The organism is Paraburkholderia sp. DD10 (genome assembly GCF_049177125.1).
GTDB classification, from domain to species: domain Bacteria; phylum Pseudomonadota; class Gammaproteobacteria; order Burkholderiales; family Burkholderiaceae; genus Paraburkholderia; species Paraburkholderia terricola.
In genome coordinates this window covers 1,220,263-1,237,864 of sequence record NZ_CP185392.1, presented here as the reverse complement: position 1 = coordinate 1,237,864, position 17,602 = coordinate 1,220,263, and the positions used below count along the sequence as shown (strand labels likewise).

Genomic DNA, 17,602 nt, shown 5'->3' with positions numbered 1-17,602 from the left:
TGCCGTGTCGCGCATTAATACCCGGGCGACAGACTGCGACCGGAGGCACAAAAGTCTTGAGACTATCAGGTGTTGCTAACGGTCAATGACCCGAACAACGGTGGTTTTTACGTTTAGTCCGCTGTGATTGCGAGGTCTGCCATCACCTTGTCAAGGAAATGGTGACGGCAATATTTCAAATGCTGAAGAACAACCGGTCGTCCGCGTTTAGCGGTATATGCCGCTATATCCAGACGGGCTTATGTCACGCTGAAATGGGCTCGAACCAGACGAAGCTCAGCAACCCGGTAACAGTCCCGATCGTCCGCTCCCATCAAAACAGTCGCGAAGAAAAGCGCGGTACCTGCAAGTGACTCAAGCTCCGGCTCGCGGAGCAACGCGAGCGTCGAAGTGAACGGCAAGCCTGCAACGCGCAGCGAATCAAGCAAGACAGTGACGGTCAACGGCAAGACCTGCAGGAAGTACAGCCATTTCAATGGCTGCATCAACCGAAGCGCCTATCGCAGTCTCGGACGAATACATCCGCCAATGACCTGTGGGCTTGATTCGGGACGACGATGGATGCTGTAAAAGTTTTCGGTTCGAGGTGGGTGCTTACGGCCTGGATAGATCTGATGCCGCAGCCGACGCCGTTCCTTGGAACAAAACCGCTGGCTGAAGTGATTCCCTGACATGCAGATTGTCCTCCCCGAAACCGGAAAGAAGCGTTGCAGTGTTTTTTCGTCCGAATCGCTCTTGTTTCCATTGTGACCCAATGGCGACACGTACACGATAGGCCGAGGTGTAATCGGTCATGGGGCAATCCCGCAAGAAATGTGACCCATCCCACATCTACGCGTAGTGGACCCAGCGCAACATATATCTCCGTGAGCGGAATGCATGGCAGACACGTTCGTGTGTGGTTACGGTTCGACGACGCCAGAAGCGCGTGCCACTTCGCTGCATGGCTCATGACAGTTGCAATTCCAGCCACTCGTTGTACCGGGAGGCGATGTCGGGGTAACGGGGACAAATCGAGGAATCGCATTATGATGCAAGCATTTTTTGCGGATGTTCGTGCGCCCGCGAAGCGGACGTTTCCTGCGCACTGTCGGGACAGAACGGGTTTCCAACTCGAGATAATCACGAACCCCGTCAGATTTCGTGCATTGCAACAGGAATGGAATGATTTATGGTCCAAAGAGGAAGGCAGGTATGGCCAGGCTTTCGCCGCATGCTGGCAGTGCTGGCTATGCGTCGCACAACCGCGCGGCAGGAAGCTGTGCTGCATCACGCTGCGCGAGCAAGGGCGGCTCGTCCTCGTGTGGCCGCTTGTCACCTACCGGAAACTTTTCTGGACAGTCGTACGCCCGCTTGCGAGTGAATCCACCGATTACACAAACATCCTCGTGCAAGGAGGCGCGTCCGCACCGGCCCTGATCGAGCGCGCCTGGCATGCGGTCGAAAGGCTGTCCGGCGCCGATGTGATCCTTCTTCCTTTCACGAGCGCCGACTCGGGACTGTACGAACTGGCATCGGGCAAGCGCCATGTGATGGTCAAAACGGCTCATCCGCTGGCGGTTGCGAAACTGCGTTGCGAAAAGGACTGGGAGACCTATAGCGCCTCGCTCGGCCGCCTGTTCAGGAACAGGCCGGGTTCGCTGGAACGGCGCCTGTCAACAATGGGTGCCATGCAGATACGCATTCTGGGACCAGAGAACAAAGACGAAAACGCGCGACTGGTTGACTGGATGCTGTCCTGCAAGCGCCAGTGGGCCGCGCGCACCGGTAAAAAAGGCGGGTGGCTGTATTCCAGGGAGTATCGGGACTATCTCGTCGCGTTGCTCAACCAGACGGATGACGGGATCATCGCCAGGCTCCTCGTCCTTAGCCTTGACGGCGCGCCGATCGCAGTGAACATCTTCGGCGTTGGGAAGAACTGCCTCGACGACCTTATCGCGGGATTCGAGCCGGCCTATGCGCGGCAGACGCCCGGCGCCATTGCAACGGAGCACTGCGTCAGATGGGCGCTCGAACACAATCTCGATATGGACCTCGGCGCTGGCACGGAAAAATACAAGGGCTACTGGAGCCGCCAGCACATATCGACGGTGTGGAGCCTGCAGATTGCCAATACGCTTTGGGGACTTCTCGGGTTCCACGCCGATAACCTGCGTCAACGCGTCCGTTGGCGGCTGCCCGTCGGAGCGGAGGGGTTGTGCCATGAAAGCTCGACCAGCCGGGCGACCGGATAAACCGAAGCGCGCGCGCTGGAGGGACGACCGGGTTCGAGCGTTGGACACGCCCTTTTCGGCTCAACCGGGAATCACCGACGACGACGCGACCATGGTCATCCCGAGGTCCCTTGCGACAACCCAGATCATGGTGCTGCTGCTGAACCTCCCCACGTCTGCGGTTCTTGCATATTTGACCTCCTTCCTTTCTATTATGACGCTGGCGTTCGGCGGGATGACGCCGTACAGTCGCGCTGGATTCGCCTCGCCACGGACAAGGCTCGACCTGGATAAGGTTGACGAACCTCTGCATCGCAGCGCACGACCACAGCGGCGCCGTGCACGGTCCTGGCGATGTGGGCGGAAGACGACGAAGCCACCGCCGTCGCCGTAGTGACCATGAACTGCGTTGATGCCGACGGATCGCATCGTTGATGTTGCGCGATGCGCCAATTATTTACGCCTGGATCAGTTGGCGCTGGAGTCTGCGCGATCTGTTGCGCGTCGCTGGCCGGCAGCTTGCCGTCGCGAACTTCCCTGATTAGCCGTGGAGCATGGCGGACACGCGGCCCGCTGTCCAATATGTTCCTGTTCTGCTTCCCGATCCGCGCAGAAATACCATGTAAGCGCGCGGGTAACCGGTCGCGACCGGCTACCGGCTGGTAGTGAGCGAGGTGCTGTTGGCGAGGCGACTGGACCGTCAGCGAACATCAGCGCCAGCGATCAGGGACCATCGGTTGACAGCTCGACACGCATTTCACCGACATTCAACACGTCCCCTTTTGGCGAATTGGGCCCATTGACGCGCACGAGCGATATTACGGCCTCGTTCAGATCGGCGACACCCAGATTCTGCAGCACATCGGTCAACGACAGCGTCAACGTGCGGCTGTTGTGGTGAATGGCGCCGGATGCTTCGAATGCGCCAAACGTACCGATGAAATGAGATGCCCTGGCGACATCCGCGTCGCCGCGGGCAGGCAGGTTCAGATAGATGTTGTAGTAATAGCCACCGTTTTTACCGAGCGCGGTGATCGCCAGCTTATCCAGTACAAGGCAAGGATACTTGAACGTGGTCGTGCTCGCCTGGGCTTCCGGAGCTGCGCTTGCTGCTGCCGTCGACATCGCATCCTTCAATGATGAAATGTCCGACGGTTGCAGTGGCAGACGTGCGCTGACCGATGCCTCCTTGAGCGTCACATTCGCGACGCCGCCAAGCGAGCGCCGCTTGTTTGAGATCCGGCGCGCAGCCGTATTCGGAAAGTTGCCGAATGCAGGACGGACCAGGATCGGTGCAAGCTGCGCCTGCACCCGGATGATGCGACCTTGCTGGGCGCTCTGGGGCAGCACGGTCGGCACATTGTTGGGCGCAGGGTATCGATAGTTAAGAATCTCGGGGCGATAGCACTTCGATTTCGCGATCGTGAGATTCGTCGCATAGGTGAATGACCCCGACCAGTAGGAGCTATTTTGCGCCGGCACGATAGTCGAAGCCTCAGCACACCACGCGTCCCACAGCCGATCGACATTCGCGTGATGCACAAAGAAGATGGGATCGGTAGGCGACGACATATCAGCCATCCATCCACCGATAATATTATGCACCGGGTTATGAGGAGCCGATTCAAACGACGCCTCATAAGAGTTTGACGTCCCGCGCTGCATATTGATGATGCTTGACGCATAAGGCGCGAGCGTCAGCGCAGCATAAACATCGGTATTGACCCGCCCGGATATATATAACGGGTTTCCGCTGGCCGGATCGGTGAATTCGCTCGGCATGTCAGGATACTTGTAGTAGTCCCAATATGGCAGTGTGAGCGCACTGTCTCCCGACACCGTTCTCAACTGCTGTTCGAAGTAGTACAGATAGCCTCGATGCCAGGCGAAAAAGTACGGCACCATGTGCGGACAGTAGTTGAGGTGCACATCGACCCAGTACGCCCATGACGTCGGTTTGGTGGCATCGGTCGCGGCTTTCATCAATTTCAGTGCATTCAGAAAGGACGCATATTGCGGCGTCGTTTTGAATACCTGCCATTCCATCCGCGTGGGCAAGGCTGTCTGGCTAACCCCCGGTACGGGTAGCGACATAAGCGCAGCGGCCGAGGCGGATCCTTTGAGAAAAGAGCGACGGTTGAACTTATTCGTTGCCATTCAAAGTCTCCTCCAGTTGGAGATACTGGCGTGGATTTATCTGTGAGAATGTCTCGATGGCGTCCGGCGATGCGATTCGCTTTTCGTTTCTGGAAAATCACGCGCCGGATAGATACACGATAACCCAGCGATTCGTGAAGGCGTCGCGCTATCAGATGAGAACTGTGCGCAATCCCACATCTCTTCATGGCCTGGTCGGCGGAAGAGATGCATATGTCTTACTGAAATCGAATCTTTTTTGACAAGTCTAATCGAACAGCCATCGACGAATATTGCCGGTCCAACGGTAAAACTCAATGTTGCACAACGCACGACATGGGCGTGAACATCCAACGCCCGCTCTTTTACGGCCGCTTATTATTTTCTCCGATGCTATGGGAAGACTGTGAAATCAAGCCCGCAGGAGTAAAGCGCGGATTTCCGGGCCCTTTTTCTCCGAAGGAGCACGCAGAATGGATGCGTCTGACACAGCCCTTCATGGGCAGAATTCGACGGCAGGTACCCGGTTGTACATGGCATTTGAAGTGGGCGAGACAAGCTGGAAGTTCTCAGTAGGTCGATGATTGGTAAGAAAACAAATGATGAGATCCGGCCTGCTGTTGCAAAGCAATTGCGCAATATGCGCAGGCGCGCCGCATGACCACGCAGCCCGGAGCGCTTCCGCCCCGCGAGGTAAGCGAGATAGATTTGCCGTACCTGGCTCGTGAGCGTATAGGATCAGGTGCCCCGCCGCCATATGCGATGATGAAGTCGATGCAACGCGTTCCGCGCCGCCCGTGCCCATCGAACTCACGAGAAGAACGATATTCATGGCTGCCCGGCCGCCGTCGTGGCGGTGCCCGTTGGCCAGCCTTGCACGTAGACGAGATAGTAGATGAGCGTCGTCGCGTGCATCAGCGCGGTGGCCGCGAAAATGCCGGGAATAGCCAGCCAATGCGTCATGACGACGTTGGCGACAACCTTCACGACAAAGCTCATCAAGGCGATGATGGCCATTTCCCGGTAACGTCCCGCGCTCGCGAACAGCGTCAATAACACGAGGCCGGAGAAATAGAACGGCACCTGCATTTGCCCCCAGCGAAAAAGCTCCGCCACGGCCGCCGTATCCCGCGCGGTGAACGCGCCGCGCTGGAACAGTAGCGCGACGGCTTGCGGAGCAAGCAGCCACGACACCAGCGCCACGCCCGTGCCGAGCAGAAACATGAGCAGCGTCCACTTCAGCGCGGTATGGCGGGCGCGCGACAGATCGCCGACGCCGATGATATCCGACAGGATCGGCAGGATGGCCTGGCCGATTGCGAGCGCGCCCATGCTGAGCAGCAGCGAGAGAATGCGGTTCGTGTAGCCGACCGTGGCGACCGCGCCATCGCCGTAGGCGACCACGAAGAACTGATCCAGTATCGGCGTGCAGCACATGACCACCTGGCCGAGGGCGAGCACCCGCACCGCCCGGTACACCCGCTGCCATTGCGGCGCCTTCAGCGTCAGACGCAGTCTGTAGCGAATCGGGTCGACCTGCACGGACAGCATTCGCAATATCAGCGTTTGCACGATGTACCCGCCGACCGTGCCGCCTATGAGCGGTAACGCCGAAACCTCGCCGCCGGCCGACAGAACGAGGCCCAGCACGAAGCCGGCGGGCAGACCTTCGAGCAAGGTGTTGATGTGGCGTTCGCGCGATTGCAGCCGTGCCGCGTAGGCGCTGGACACGAGCATGAGAGCACCGATCGGTCCCATCGTCAGGATCATCTGCCGGCAGATCGCGCGCGTTTCCGCCGACAGGTTCGTCGCGCCGATATGCAGCGCGAGCGGCCAGCACGCATAGAGCAATAGCGTCAGCATCGCGCCGACCACGATGGCCCATCCTTCGAGCTCACCCAGAAAGCGGGTCCGATCCGAAAGCGGCTGCGCGCGCAGTTCCACAAAGACGGGCACCAGCACTATCGAGAATACCGTCGCGATCACGACAGGCAGCCAGCCCACCAGCGTCATGGTCAGCTGGTATGCATCGACTATCGGCCCCGTGCCATAGCGATACGCGACCGCCATTTCCTTTAATGCGCCCGCGCAGCGTCCGGCCAGCACGAAAACCGAAATGCGCATCGCACCGCGCGCGATGCGCATATGATCAGGGTGGAATGGCGGAATCTTGCTTCGTAACGTGCCGAAGTACGGAAACACGCGCTCACCCCGCCGTCATGTGAATGGCTTCATTGAAGCCGCGAGCGTCGTCGCCGAGCTGCCGATCAGCGTTCCCGACGTTGGCCTGTGAATGCCGGATGTCGCCATCGCGCGCAGGGCCATAAGCGGGACGGTGCCCACCTCGCTGAACGTCATGGCGCCCGAGCGTCGCTTTCTGATAGTCGTACAGTTGATTGAGCGTGATACGGTCATCCATCGCAACATTGTAGATGACCTGCAAACGGGCGAGTTCTTCGCGATCGACCGCATTGGCAAATGCGGTAGTCTGCCGGAGAAAATGGCTGTGCGACGCGTGAGCGCCGGTGAATTCGCACTCTGCCCTGCCTGAATGCGTTATGAAATCTTCGGAAGTGGCGTCGCTGCTGGCACAACAGCTGCTGAATTTTTCGAACTTCATGTTGCCGCACATCATCCCGAGCCCACTCGCTTCGTGGATGATCAAAAGTAACAGATGGGAGTCGACCGACTTCAGTGAATTGCCGAGATGGACGCCCCGCTGAGCGGTACGCGAAGCGCCTCCCGTCCGGTCGTGCGGCAGCGGTTCACTCCCGACCTTTCCAGCATTACTGCGTTGCGTTTTCTGGCCGCCAAGAGTCAGTGCACGTGTTGGCGGGGACGGAATCCACTTGTCGGTCGCGGACAGGAGCGTTGACGCGTGGTTGGACGGACGCGTTGGCACGTTCATCGTAAGGCTCTCTTGGGAATCCTGCGTCGCGCGCCGAAAGATGCCATTCGGGCAACGTGTGCTTGAGCGCAAATGCAAATAAGTTATCAGATGCGGGCGAGTCTCACTTCACACCTTGTGCTTACGGCGTTCCGTTCGATGACACACATTCCTATGAATCCAGTTTTTGGCATTCGACGGGCCTTCTCGGGCAGCCCCCTGATTTGCGCGCTGGGCGCTGGCGGCAATTGAACGTCGCGCTGTCGTGCTTGCCGGTAGCGCATCCCGGGCGAGGAATGAGCAGATAGCCACTTGCCCACGAGCCGTCCGGCATTTCAGCGCGCTAGACTCGGTCTGTCGCGGGGTGAGGCAATTTTCGACCAGCCGGTCGAGGTTGCCACGAACTCGGTGTAGATACAGCGGGGCATCTCATCGAACACACGCTCGCTTCAGTTGCGGGCGGTTTGCGCGGTCGAGGCGCACGCAAATTCGCGGTGAGGCGCGAGAAAAAGCCGGATGCTGCCATCCGTACCTGACGTGCAAACTTACGCATTGGCGCACAAGTCGACCCCTGTACACCCGCGACCCAATCGATTGGAGAATTCCGGTCGCACTGGCGTTAAAGTCCGGCAATTTCGATGTGCCTGACTTCTTCAGGAGAACGTCCAGACGTCTCGACCGGATGAAGACCAATATTTTCACGACCGGGAAAGATCGTCTGATTGCACCTCCAGCGACACGATTGAATTGCGTCGCCGCGACGATTTGCGCTCCACGTTCGTAACCCGTAGCCGTACGACCCGAAAGAGCCCTGGAACGACGCTGAATGGTCAGGCAGCGCGGGCGACGTGACCGTGCGAATTCATTGCGATCGGTGGAAGCACAACGGCCGTTGGGCCGATCGAAAACGACCACCACGTCGCGTTCGCGCTGTCCCGAATCGATCCGGCCCGCTTCCGAAGTGGCTCCATTCGAGGGCTACTTGATTCAGGGATGGCCGTTCAGACCGGGAGTCCGTTTATCCTGATTTTCAGTCACCCGTCTCACGGCGAGTACCTTGCCGCTAAACGAGTGGGCCCGCAACCACTGCAAAGGCTTCACCTTGCCGTACTTGCCGTCCTGTGTCCGTCTTCACGATACGAGCCTGCAGCCTTCGAATCTCACGATAGCATCGTGCCCAATCGGCACGATTCCAATGCATTGCGTGATTGGAGGACGCGCTGGTGCCGGCTTGCTGCATTGTCGTTTGCTTCTCCTCCTTTGAAGGCTCGTCCAACTCTTTCGTGACAAAAAACCATGTGGAAGTCTTTTTCAGCACCAAACCCGTCTGTCCCGACGAACAACAATACAGGACTACATATCGAGTCAGTTTGGCACAATCCCATGCCGCAGTACTGGAGTCGGTGAGGTGTAGTGATCTGCATTCGATGAACATCGTTGGCAACGACAGTTCCAGGCAACGGGTGTGCTTCCCCGATGGTGGTTTTGCCGGCGATACAACTTTTCCTCACTCCTTTGCAACCGCGAAAAACCACGACTTTTGATTCCTTGCAATGATTGAAACTGTGAAAATAAATAATTCGCGCATGCGGTAATAAATTTCTCAGTATCAGCTTATAAGCGGCCATGCTAGACAATGCGGCTATAAATAGTCTATTCAAATATGAATGCGTCGGCTGCCGGTTCCATGGATCCCCGTCCAGGTCGGGCTGCGCAAGCCTATCAAGACTTCCGTGGTCCTCGTGCCGGCACTACAAGGACGGCCATTTTCGATATGCAGACTGAATAATCAGACGAATCAAAAATATACTCCCGCATATTGCAATCGAAAATCGAGCGGTTATGATGACATCGCCGTAAGGATTTCCTGAACGCTTGCTTCGCAAACGAGAGGGAAGTATTTGCCGCATTCGCCGTGTGGAGACGGTAATTAATGCTTCCGGCGCAGACAGACTAAAACGAGGAGACACAATGCTAAGTCCCCATGAATTCGCCACCCTGATGCTCCTCAGGGACGCGCCCGATCAGATCGACCTCGAGCGCGTCGAACTCGACACGCTGCTGGAACGTCAACTCATATCGCTCGAGCGTCTCGCGTCGGGCCATTCACGTCCTCATGTCACGAGCGAAGGCGCGTCTATTCTCAAGGCCGTCGCGCGCAGACGCTAGGGAACGGCGGGTGTTCCGCATCCAGCACGTGGCGAGCGCGTCGAGAAAAAATCAGCGAAGTGGCTTTGATTAGACTTTAATGTGTAAGTGCCCCTGGTTTTAACGACCCTCCGAAGTATTCGCGACGCATGCTGCCTGGCAGGCGTCCTTGCGCTTCGGTTCATCCATCATCGCCATTCGTCGTGCGGCATCCGGTCACATCCGATCGATCGGGCTTTGTGCGGCGAATCGAATCCTGAGGAATTTCAATAATGGTTCTATCGAGTCCCGAGCAAATCGCCGCATCGCAGAAAGCTGGCCTCGACGCATTCTTCGGATTGACCGGGAAGGTCTTTGAAGGCGTCGAAAAACTGGTTGCGTTGAACCTGCAGGTCGTCAAGTCCACGCTGGCGGAATCGCGGGAGAGCCTGAGCAAGGCGCCCGGCACGCCGGAGCCGCAGCAGTGGTTCACGCTGCAAGCCGGTTTCACCGCGCCGCTCGCGGAGAAATCACTGACATACACTCGTCAACTCTTCGACATCGCGTCAACCACGCAGGCGGAGGTCGCGCAACTCGCGCAGACGCATTTCGAACGGTATAACGCGAACCTGCAGGCAGTCATCGAGGAAGCGGCGAAGAGTGCTCCCGCCGGTTCCGAAGCGGCGATCGCCGCGTGGAAGTCCGCGATCAGCGCGACCGCCACGCTGTGCGAATCGCTGCAGAAGACGGGTCAGCAGGCCGTGGAAATGGCCGGGACCAATCTCGAAGCCGTGACGGCCTCGGCGTCCAAGTCAGCCAAACGACGTAGTGCCGAGTCGGCTATCGTGGCCGCGAGCGCGAAGCATTAAGACCCACGCGGGCAGCAATGCCCGCGTTATCGGTTCGAACTCTATTTACAGCATTCCTTTTAGCCACCTTGGCGAGGAATCCGGCATTCCCATACATCCCATTTGACTGAAGGCGGTGTTGCTCCCGACGGGCACGCCGCCGGTAATTGCGAGGACGATTCAATGGCAAAGCAGATCGCGTTGGTAACGGGTGGCATGGGTGGACTGGGCGAGGCGATCAGCATCAAGTTGCATGACGCCGGTTACGCGGTCGCCGTCACCTATTCGCCCGGCAACACCGGTGCGAACGAGTGGCTCGCCCGCATGGAAGCCGAGGGGCGACAGTTCCGCGCATATGGCGTCGACGTCGCCGACTACGACTCCTGCGAAAAATGCGCGGCGCAGATCAAGGCCGAAGTCGGACCGGTCGACATCCTGATCAACAACGCCGGCATCACGCGCGACGCCAGCTTCAAGAAACTGGACAAGGTCAATTGGGACGCGGTCATCCGCACCAACCTCGATTCGGTGTTCAACATGACGAAGCCCGTGTGCGACAGCATGGTCGAGCGCGGCTGGGGCCGCATCATCAATGTGTCGTCGATCATCGGCTCCAAGGGCGGGTTCGGCCAGACCAACTATGCGGCGGCCAAGGCCGGCATGCATGGTTTCACGAAATCGCTGGCGCTCGAAGTGGCGAAAAAAGGCGTCACGGTCAATACGATCTCGCCCGGCTATATCGCCACGAAAATGGTCATGGCCGTGCCCGAGGAAATCCGCGAGACGAAGATCGTTCCGCAGATTCCGGTTGGCCGGCTCGGGCAGCCGGACGAAGTTGCCGCGCTCGTGCTCTATCTGTGCTCGCGCGAAGCGGGCTTCGTGACCGGCGCCAACATCGCGATCAACGGAGGGCAGCACCTGCAGTGAACCCGGGAGATCAGCAATGGAGGTTCCGATGAGTGAAGCAGTGGCAATCGTCGTAGGTTCATTCGTGCTGGTGACGGCAGCAGCGTTCGTCGTCGCTCACTATCGCCGGGAGCAGATGCGCCGAAAACTGCTTGGACGGCTGGTTTACCATCGCGACGCGTACGGCCTGGGCAGCGCCCGGCGTTGAGCTTCCGCTCTCGCTAGCCTGTCGTGCTACCGGGGGATATCGTATTCATGTCTCGTTGCCGGGCAAAGGCGGTTCACTCGCAACGCGTACTCATAACACCTGCGCGGTGGCCGCTCCCGGATTCTCCTGATCCTCTCAATCAGCAAATTCTCTGGGCAAGGACATAACCGCCTTGGCTTTTTTGTCGATGGATCGGATTGAGAGGCCAGCGCAATGAACGGCCCCGGGCCAGTTCGAGTAGGTAGACCGCTCGGGCAGCAGCGATGCTGGCGCCGCCAGTTTTTCCTTTTGGCATGGTGCTCATCTCTCGTTTGTGCTGCGTTGCTCCGCCCTGTGGTCGTCGATTCTGCTGTTAAGGAGCGCAAGCCACGAGCTTGGTCAATTTAGCATGCAAACCTGAGGGGAACCTAAGCGATCGGCGAAGCGGAACGAGTGATTTGCGGATTTGCGCTCGTCGTGCAGGAAGACATCGCTCAGTAACCGGGGCGTCGTGATCGGAAAATCGACAGGTGATGCGATGAGGGAACGTGTGCGCCGCAGCGAGATCCGAGACGTGTTCAATACGTTTTACGCAAGGCCTGCAGGGTTCCCTTCGCATGCGACATCACCTCATGCTGCAGGTGTAGGGCACGGACTCCCAGGCACCCCCACGGTGAACTGACAGTCCGTAGCGTCCAGACGCTCGCGAGGTTGCCGCGGGCCCAGCATTCCTTGAATTGCTCCGTGCCTGCACCGAAATCGAGGTCGAACTGTCGGTCGAACGCCCATTGCACAACGTATTCGAACGCCAGCAAACCGGGTGAGAGGTTCCGGTACGCCTGGTTGAAGCCTGAAATGATGGTGCTGGCGCAGCGGTTGTCGATGCTGAACACCAGCGCCGCGAGCGGCGCGCCGTCAAGCGCGACAACGAGCAGATGGGCTTCAGTTGTGAATGGCGACGATAGCCACTCGACGAGGAAGTTCCGGTAGTGAACGGACGCCACCCACTGTCCATGCTTGCCGACACGATCGCTCCAGTCACGCTTCCATTCAAGCATCAGGTCGATGGCAGACGCAACGGCGCCCTTGTCTGACGGGTCTACCAGCCACGCATCCAGCCGCCCTTTCTTCGCCAGACGGCGCGCGATGGAACCAGGCTTTTTGCTTTGCTGGAGCGCGGTCAGCGAATCGCAGAACGATGTCCAGTCGTGCCGTCTGCATTCCATGCTGAGCTTCGCGACGTATGAAATGTGGCGCTGCCGCATCACGAGCGACCGGTCATGCCCCGCGATGCGGTAAAGGTCCGCCGACTCATGGAGGTATGGCAGGTGCACGAAGTCGGCACCGCAGTGCCCAGTCGCGATACGCCAGGCGCCTTCAATCCACGGGAGAGTCCCGGCACGCGCTTCCATAAGTATGTCCGAGTAATCGGCGGCCTCCGGGGACAGCGGAACCAGGCTGGCCCATATGAGTCGGTGATGCAGGGCAAGCGGCCATACCATGGCAAACCTGCCCTCGTCGCGCCGGATAATGCAGCGCAATGTTCTGCCCTTCGGCTTCGCTACCTGCTGCCACGCAGTCCAGCAGAACACGAACGACAGGTAGTACCGTCCCGCCGCGCGCTTCCACAACGCGTCCCAATCGGCTTGCAATCCGGCCAATGCACGTTCGTCGGTGATGATCTCGTACCGGGAATCCCGGTCCGTCATCGCTGCCTCGCCAGAGCCGCATGAATGACCCGTCATCAGGTCATCCCGGAAGATACACCCAAATGCTAGCGGCATGCGTGCGAGGGCGCACGATTGAAGGCGCGGTGAAAGGAAAGGCACGTCAAAATCGCTCCTTCGCGGCGCCAAGCACTGAGAAAGTATTGCTCGCGCGTGGCAGCGAACGGCCGATATTTTCGGGCGCAGACCAAAGACATGGTCGATGACCGGAAGCTCACGGCACAATCGGCGACCCACCCCGACATGCTTCCATTGGACAACTCGACCGCTTCTGATGCCTGCCATGCTGTGTCGCTCGCATATCGTCGCCACCGCGATAGCCAGGTCCTTCCGACCGCCAACAGAGCGTTTCAAAAATGCAACGTGCCCTTTAACAGGCGGGCTCCAGAAACACCCATCACGTTGCAGCGGGCGCGCGCCGCGACAGACGGACGTTGGTGCCCGTTAAGTGCTGGTTGCGCGGACACCCATCAGGCGGAGCCGGAGGTGCGCCACGCAAGACGGATGTCTCAAAACTGGCACGTCCTGGACGCCGACTCGACTGTCGCCGCACTCATTGCTTATTCGGCCAGTTACCCCGGTTTCCGCAGCGGGCAGTGGGAATCGTGGTGCCTCGCGCATAGCGGCTCTGTCGCTCCGCGTGCGGAAATCCGTCTTACTTCTGAGACCGGCATGCCCGTCTGCTTCATTTCCTCCCTATAGCCGCGGCTCGTCGTTGTGTCTCGCCGCCTAGCCACCGCACATGGCCCAGTACTTGCACCTGCCTTCGATACCAAGATAAGCAGTCACGCGGAACAACAAACACAAAACAAACATCGACGGGGTACATCATGTGCAAGAACGAGCGCTTCACAGCGGGGACTTCAGCGCCTATCGGGCTGCCGCGTCAATCAGACCGTCACCAGCATGCTGGCGTGCTGTAAATGCATTCCGCCGCAACAGAAGCCGCCGCGGAACCAGTGGGACAGCCTGCCACCCCGGGGTGGGACCTGCCACCGACGTCCGGTATCGACAACGATCCGTTGCTCGGTTGCCTTCTCATCCTGACTCGACTGTTCAACCAGCCGGTGGGGGCCGACACCCTTATCGCCGGCCTGCCGCTGATAGACCACCGGTTGACGCCCGCGCTCTTCATTCGGGCAGCGGCTCGCGTGGGCATGTCCGCCCGGCTTTCGAGGCGTTCGCTACAACGCATCTCCGACCTGGTCCTGCCTGCAGTCCTGCTGCTGAACGACAGGCAGGCATGCGTGCTGGTACGCAGGAACACCTGCGGAAGCATGCAGATCATCCTTCCCGAAACAGGCGCCGGAGAAGAAGAGGTCAGCCTGGAGGATCTGGAGCGACGTTATGCGGGCCATGCGCTATTCGCCCGCCGCGCTCACCGGTTCGACCAGCACAGCGCGGAGAGTACGGTGCCTCGCCCATGCCACTGGTTCTGGGGCGTTGTGGGGCAGTCGTGGCCGATCTACGCCGAAGTGATGGTTGCTTCGATGCTAGTCAATCTGTTTGCGTTAGCCATGCCGCTTTTCACCATGAACGTCTATGACCGGGTGGTGCCGAACCACACGCTTGAGACGTTGTGGGCGCTGGCGGCAGGCATCATGCTGGTGATCGTGTTCGATTTGCTGATGCGTACATTGCGCGGCTACTTCATCGACGTCGCGGGCAAGAAAATCGACGTGATCCTCTCCGCCAACATGTTCGAGAAAGTACTCGGCATCCAGATGACCGTGCGGCCGCCTTCCGTCGGCGGGTTCGCTTCCCACATACAAGAGTTCGAAGCCGTACGGGAGTTTCTCACTTCGGCCACCGCGGCTGCCCTGATCGATCTTCCGTTTTCGGTTGTATTCATCGTGGCGATGTTCTGGGTCGGCGGAGCACTCGGATGGTTGCCGTTGATGGCATTGCCTCTCGTGATCGGCGTAGGCGTTGCCGTGCAAGGGCCTCTTGCACGGGCCGTGCAGGCCAGTCAGCGCCACGCGTGCCAACGGCAAGCGCTTCTGATCGAAACCCTGGTGGGTCTCGAAGCGATCAAGGTCACTGGCGCGGAAGGACCGATGCAAGCCAAGTGGGAACAGTTGCTCGGCCAAATGGCGAGGCTCGGACTCCGGTCACGTTTTCTGTCGGGATGCGCGGTCAACTTCGCCGTGTTCTCCCAGCAGGCCGCCTATCTCGCCGTGGTTTTGTGCGGCGTCTACATGATCGCTGACGACAAGCTCACCACAGGCGGCTTGATCGCCTGCACTATTTTCACTGGCCGTGCGTTGTCACCCATGAGTCAGGTGGCGACGCTCCTGACCCGCTATCATCAATCCCGCAATGCGCTGGCATCGATCGATGGGTTGATGAAACTGCCCGGCGAGCGTCCGGCTGACAGGAGCTTCGTGCATCGTCCGACGTTGCGCGGCGACATCGAGTTCAGGAACGTCAGCTTTTCATATCCCAGCCAGAGTGGCGTGTCGCTCGATGCCGTGTCGTTCCGCATCGTCGCGGGTGAGCGCGTCGGCATCATCGGACGCGTCGGCTCGGGCAAGACCACGATCGAGAGGCTCATCCTGGGACTGTATCCGCCCAGTTCGGGAAATGTGCTCGTTGATGGCGTCGAGCTGCGTCAGTTCGACCCTGCGGCGCTGCGCCGGGGCATCGGACACGTGCCTCAGGATGTCATGCTGTTCAACGGCAGCGTGAGAGAGAACATCGTACTGGGTGCACCCAGTACGGACGACGCCGCCGTGCTGCGTGCCGCGCAAATTGCGGGCGTGAGCGACTTCGTCAACCGCTTGCCGAACGGCTTCGACCTGGCCGTGGGTGAACGCGGCGAAGCGTTGTCGGGCGGTCAACGACAGGCGATCGCGATTGCCCGCGCAGTGTTGCTCTCGCCACCGGTGCTGGTGCTCGATGAACCCAGCAGCGCGATGGACAACCGCTCCGAAGAGTTGTTCAAAGCGAGACTCGCGACCGAGCTCGAAGGCCGCACGCTGCTGCTCATCACGCATCGCGCCTCGCTGCTCACCCTGGTCAATCGCCTGATCGTCATGGATCAGGGCCGCGTCGTCGCCGATGGGCCCAAGGAACAGGTACTGGCTGCCCTTGCAGGGAGGAAGCTCCATGTCGCTACTGGCTAAGCCTGAAGGCGGGGATCCATCGCCGGCGTGCCGCCGCCTCGGGCTCAAGGAGCTGGCCGGCCGAATTGGCGCAGCCATCAAGCCACGCCCGGACGACACGGCGTTCATGCGGGAGAGTTGCGCAGCGGCCATGGAAGGGCCGCGTTATTTCACCCACTGGATTCTCTGGTCGACGCTGGCCTTCTTCGTCGCCGCGTTCATTTGGGCTGCGGTCACGAACGTGGACGAAGTGACCGTTGGAGAAGGAAAGGTGATTCCGTCCAGCCGGGTGCAAGTGGTGCAGAACCTGGAGGGTGGCATCGTCTCCGAAATCATGGTCCGCGTAGGTCAGGTTGTTCAAAAGGGCCAGCCGCTCATGCGCATCGACGATACGCGTTTTACCTCGTCGTACAAGGAGGGGCAGGCCAAGGATTCCGCCTTGATTGCCCGAATTGCGCGCCTCACCGCGGAGGCGAACAATACCTCCTTCGTTGCGCCTCGCCAGTTGGAGCAGACAAGCCCAAAGCTGCTGGAAGAAGAAAGATCACTGTACGACTCCCGCCAGCGCGAATTGCAGGCCAATCTGGCCGTGCTGAAGCAACAGACTGACCAACGTCGCCAGGAACTCGCGGAAAAGCGCTCACGTGAAGCGCAACTGCAACAAAGCTACGGCCTGGTCGCAAAGGAACTGGCGTTGACGAGCCCGCTTGTGCAGAAGGGAGCAGTGTCCGATGTCGAAGTCCTTCGGCTCGAACGTCAGGCCAACGACATGAAAGGCGACCTCGATGCGACGCGGCTCGCGATGCCGCGGCTGGACGCCGCCTATCGCGAGGCTCGCCAGAAGATCGATGAATTGACTGCACACTTCCGTGCCGATGCGATGAAGGACCTGAATCAGGCCCGGGCCGAGCAGACGGCTCTGAGCGCGGCCAATATCGCGCTGGAAGACCGTGTCACGCGCACGCTGGTGCGGGCTCCGCTGAGGGGCATGGTCAAGCAGATCAAGATCAATACCGTCGGCGGCGTGGTTCAGCCCGGCATGGATCTGCTCGAGATCGTCCCGCTCGGCGATACGCTGTTGATCGAAGCGCGTGTGCGCCCGTCGGATATCGCGTTTCTGCATCCAGGGCAGGATGCCACGGTCAAGCTCTCCGCCTATGACTTCTCCATTTATGGAGGCTTTCCTGCGACCGTGGAGGACATCAGCGCCGACACGCTGTTGCCCGAACGACCAGGCGAGAAAGCTGACAGTTATTACCGAATCCTGGTTCGCACCAGGCAGAACAGGCCCAGTGGACAAAGTGAGCCGGTCACGATCGTGCCGGGCATGATCGCTACGGTCGATATCCGGACCGGGCGCAGGACCGTGCTGCACTACCTGCTCAAGCCTGTGATCAAGACCAGGGAAACGGCGCTGCGCGAGCGCTGAGAAGACTGCGGGCGAAGCGTGGCACTGCGGCACCGCAC

14 protein-coding genes are annotated in these 17,602 nt (G+C 59.4%); 7 read left to right on the top strand and 7 right to left on the bottom strand.

Annotated elements, in window-relative coordinates; all coding sequences use genetic code 11:
- Window positions 1-239 precede the first annotated feature (239 nt).
- Both ACOCG7_RS05745 and ACOCG7_RS05740 read right to left on the bottom strand, forming a co-directional pair.
- Entirely contained in the window at window positions 240-485 is a 246-nt protein-coding gene (locus tag ACOCG7_RS05745) for a hypothetical protein (protein ID WP_114163746.1), read from the bottom strand.
- Between the two features lie 109 nt (window positions 486-594).
- Entirely contained in the window at window positions 595-795 is a 201-nt protein-coding gene (locus tag ACOCG7_RS05740) for a hypothetical protein (RefSeq protein WP_143326713.1), read from the bottom strand.
- Window positions 796-1,028: 233 nt separating this feature from the next.
- Between ACOCG7_RS05740 and ACOCG7_RS05735 the strand changes: the two genes are divergently transcribed.
- Window positions 1,029-2,234 carry a GNAT family N-acetyltransferase gene (locus tag ACOCG7_RS05735; protein ID WP_421377132.1) on the top strand — a complete coding sequence of 402 codons (1,206 nt, stop codon included), beginning with the start codon at window positions 1,029-1,031 and terminating at the stop codon, window positions 2,232-2,234.
- 702 nt (window positions 2,235-2,936) lie between these two features.
- On the opposite strand, the gene ACOCG7_RS05730 is transcribed toward ACOCG7_RS05735, so the two are convergent.
- The 4 genes from ACOCG7_RS05730 to ACOCG7_RS05715 all read right to left on the bottom strand — a co-directional run bounded on the left by ACOCG7_RS05730 (window position 2,937) and on the right by ACOCG7_RS05715 (window position 8,337).
- Window positions 2,937-4,370, bottom strand: a complete 1,434-nt coding sequence (locus tag ACOCG7_RS05730) for a tyrosinase family protein (protein ID WP_421377130.1) — start codon at window positions 4,368-4,370, stop codon at window positions 2,937-2,939.
- Between the two features lie 807 nt (window positions 4,371-5,177).
- The gene (gene murJ / locus ACOCG7_RS05725) at window positions 5,178-6,473 is read right to left on the bottom strand and encodes a lipid II flippase MurJ (RefSeq protein ID WP_227470923.1); all 1,296 of its coding nucleotides are present in this window, start codon (window positions 6,471-6,473) and stop codon (window positions 5,178-5,180) included.
- An 82-nt stretch (window positions 6,474-6,555) separates the two neighbouring features.
- Entirely contained in the window at window positions 6,556-7,257 is a 702-nt protein-coding gene (locus ACOCG7_RS05720; RefSeq protein WP_143326714.1) for a hypothetical protein, read from the bottom strand.
- 966 nt (window positions 7,258-8,223) lie between these two features.
- Window positions 8,224-8,337, bottom strand: a complete 114-nt coding sequence (locus tag ACOCG7_RS05715; protein ID WP_227470924.1) for a reverse transcriptase N-terminal domain-containing protein — start codon at window positions 8,335-8,337, stop codon at window positions 8,224-8,226.
- 870 nt (window positions 8,338-9,207) lie between these two features.
- Here ACOCG7_RS05715 and ACOCG7_RS05710 point away from each other — a divergent pair.
- The 4 genes from ACOCG7_RS05710 (at window position 9,208) to ACOCG7_RS05695 (ending at window position 11,325) form a co-directional block, all read left to right on the top strand.
- Entirely contained in the window at window positions 9,208-9,405 is a 198-nt protein-coding gene (locus ACOCG7_RS05710) for a hypothetical protein (RefSeq protein WP_421377127.1), read from the top strand.
- 251 nt (window positions 9,406-9,656) lie between these two features.
- Window positions 9,657-10,232, top strand: coding sequence for a phasin family protein (locus tag ACOCG7_RS05705; protein ID WP_421377125.1), 576 nt, complete (start codon window positions 9,657-9,659; stop codon window positions 10,230-10,232).
- Between the two features lie 162 nt (window positions 10,233-10,394).
- Window positions 10,395-11,138 carry an acetoacetyl-CoA reductase gene (gene phbB / locus ACOCG7_RS05700; RefSeq protein ID WP_310135469.1) on the top strand — a complete coding sequence of 248 codons (744 nt, stop codon included), beginning with the start codon at window positions 10,395-10,397 and terminating at the stop codon, window positions 11,136-11,138.
- A gap of 28 nt (window positions 11,139-11,166) precedes the next feature.
- Window positions 11,167-11,325: a hypothetical protein gene (locus ACOCG7_RS05695; protein WP_186814145.1), complete on the top strand. Its 159-nt coding sequence runs from the start codon at window positions 11,167-11,169 to the stop codon at window positions 11,323-11,325.
- 557 nt (window positions 11,326-11,882) lie between these two features.
- Here ACOCG7_RS05695 and ACOCG7_RS05690 read toward each other — a convergent pair.
- Entirely contained in the window at window positions 11,883-13,049 is a 1,167-nt protein-coding gene (locus ACOCG7_RS05690; RefSeq protein ID WP_421377123.1) for a GNAT family N-acetyltransferase, read from the bottom strand.
- A 905-nt stretch (window positions 13,050-13,954) separates the two neighbouring features.
- On the opposite strand from ACOCG7_RS05690, the gene ACOCG7_RS05685 reads away from it, so the two are divergent.
- Together ACOCG7_RS05685 and ACOCG7_RS05680 are read left to right on the top strand one after the other, a co-directional pair.
- Entirely contained in the window at window positions 13,955-16,156 is a 2,202-nt protein-coding gene (locus ACOCG7_RS05685; RefSeq protein WP_421377121.1) for a type I secretion system permease/ATPase, read from the top strand.
- Complete coding sequence (locus ACOCG7_RS05680; RefSeq protein ID WP_073432795.1) at window positions 16,140-17,564, top strand: HlyD family type I secretion periplasmic adaptor subunit; 1,425 nt, start codon at window positions 16,140-16,142, stop codon at window positions 17,562-17,564. Before ACOCG7_RS05685 ends, ACOCG7_RS05680 begins: the two co-directional genes overlap by 17 nt.
- Window positions 17,565-17,602 lie beyond the last annotated feature (38 nt).

What these genes read in the sequence shown, in the direction of transcription:
- ACOCG7_RS05745 (WP_114163746.1), bottom strand. Translation starts at nt 485, where the DNA reads ATGCAGCCATTGAAATGGCTGTACTTCCTGCAGGTCTTGCCGTTGACC.
- ACOCG7_RS05740 (WP_143326713.1), bottom strand. Translation starts at nt 795, where the DNA reads ATGACCGATTACACCTCGGCCTATCGTGTACGTGTCGCCATTGGGTCA.
- ACOCG7_RS05735 (WP_421377132.1), top strand. Translation starts at nt 1,029, where the DNA reads ATGATGCAAGCATTTTTTGCGGATGTTCGTGCGCCCGCGAAGCGGACG.
- ACOCG7_RS05730 (WP_421377130.1), bottom strand. Translation starts at nt 4,370, where the DNA reads ATGGCAACGAATAAGTTCAACCGTCGCTCTTTTCTCAAAGGATCCGCC.
- murJ (WP_227470923.1), bottom strand. Translation starts at nt 6,473, where the DNA reads ATGCGCATTTCGGTTTTCGTGCTGGCCGGACGCTGCGCGGGCGCATTA.
- ACOCG7_RS05720 (WP_143326714.1), bottom strand. Translation starts at nt 7,257, where the DNA reads ATGAACGTGCCAACGCGTCCGTCCAACCACGCGTCAACGCTCCTGTCC.
- ACOCG7_RS05710 (WP_421377127.1), top strand. Translation starts at nt 9,208, where the DNA reads ATGCTAAGTCCCCATGAATTCGCCACCCTGATGCTCCTCAGGGACGCG.
- ACOCG7_RS05705 (WP_421377125.1), top strand. Translation starts at nt 9,657, where the DNA reads ATGGTTCTATCGAGTCCCGAGCAAATCGCCGCATCGCAGAAAGCTGGC.
- phbB (WP_310135469.1), top strand. Translation starts at nt 10,395, where the DNA reads ATGGCAAAGCAGATCGCGTTGGTAACGGGTGGCATGGGTGGACTGGGC.
- ACOCG7_RS05695 (WP_186814145.1), top strand. Translation starts at nt 11,167, where the DNA reads ATGAGTGAAGCAGTGGCAATCGTCGTAGGTTCATTCGTGCTGGTGACG.
- ACOCG7_RS05690 (WP_421377123.1), bottom strand. Translation starts at nt 13,049, where the DNA reads ATGACGGGTCATTCATGCGGCTCTGGCGAGGCAGCGATGACGGACCGG.
- ACOCG7_RS05685 (WP_421377121.1), top strand. Translation starts at nt 13,955, where the DNA reads ATGCATTCCGCCGCAACAGAAGCCGCCGCGGAACCAGTGGGACAGCCT.
- ACOCG7_RS05680 (WP_073432795.1), top strand. Translation starts at nt 16,140, where the DNA reads ATGTCGCTACTGGCTAAGCCTGAAGGCGGGGATCCATCGCCGGCGTGC.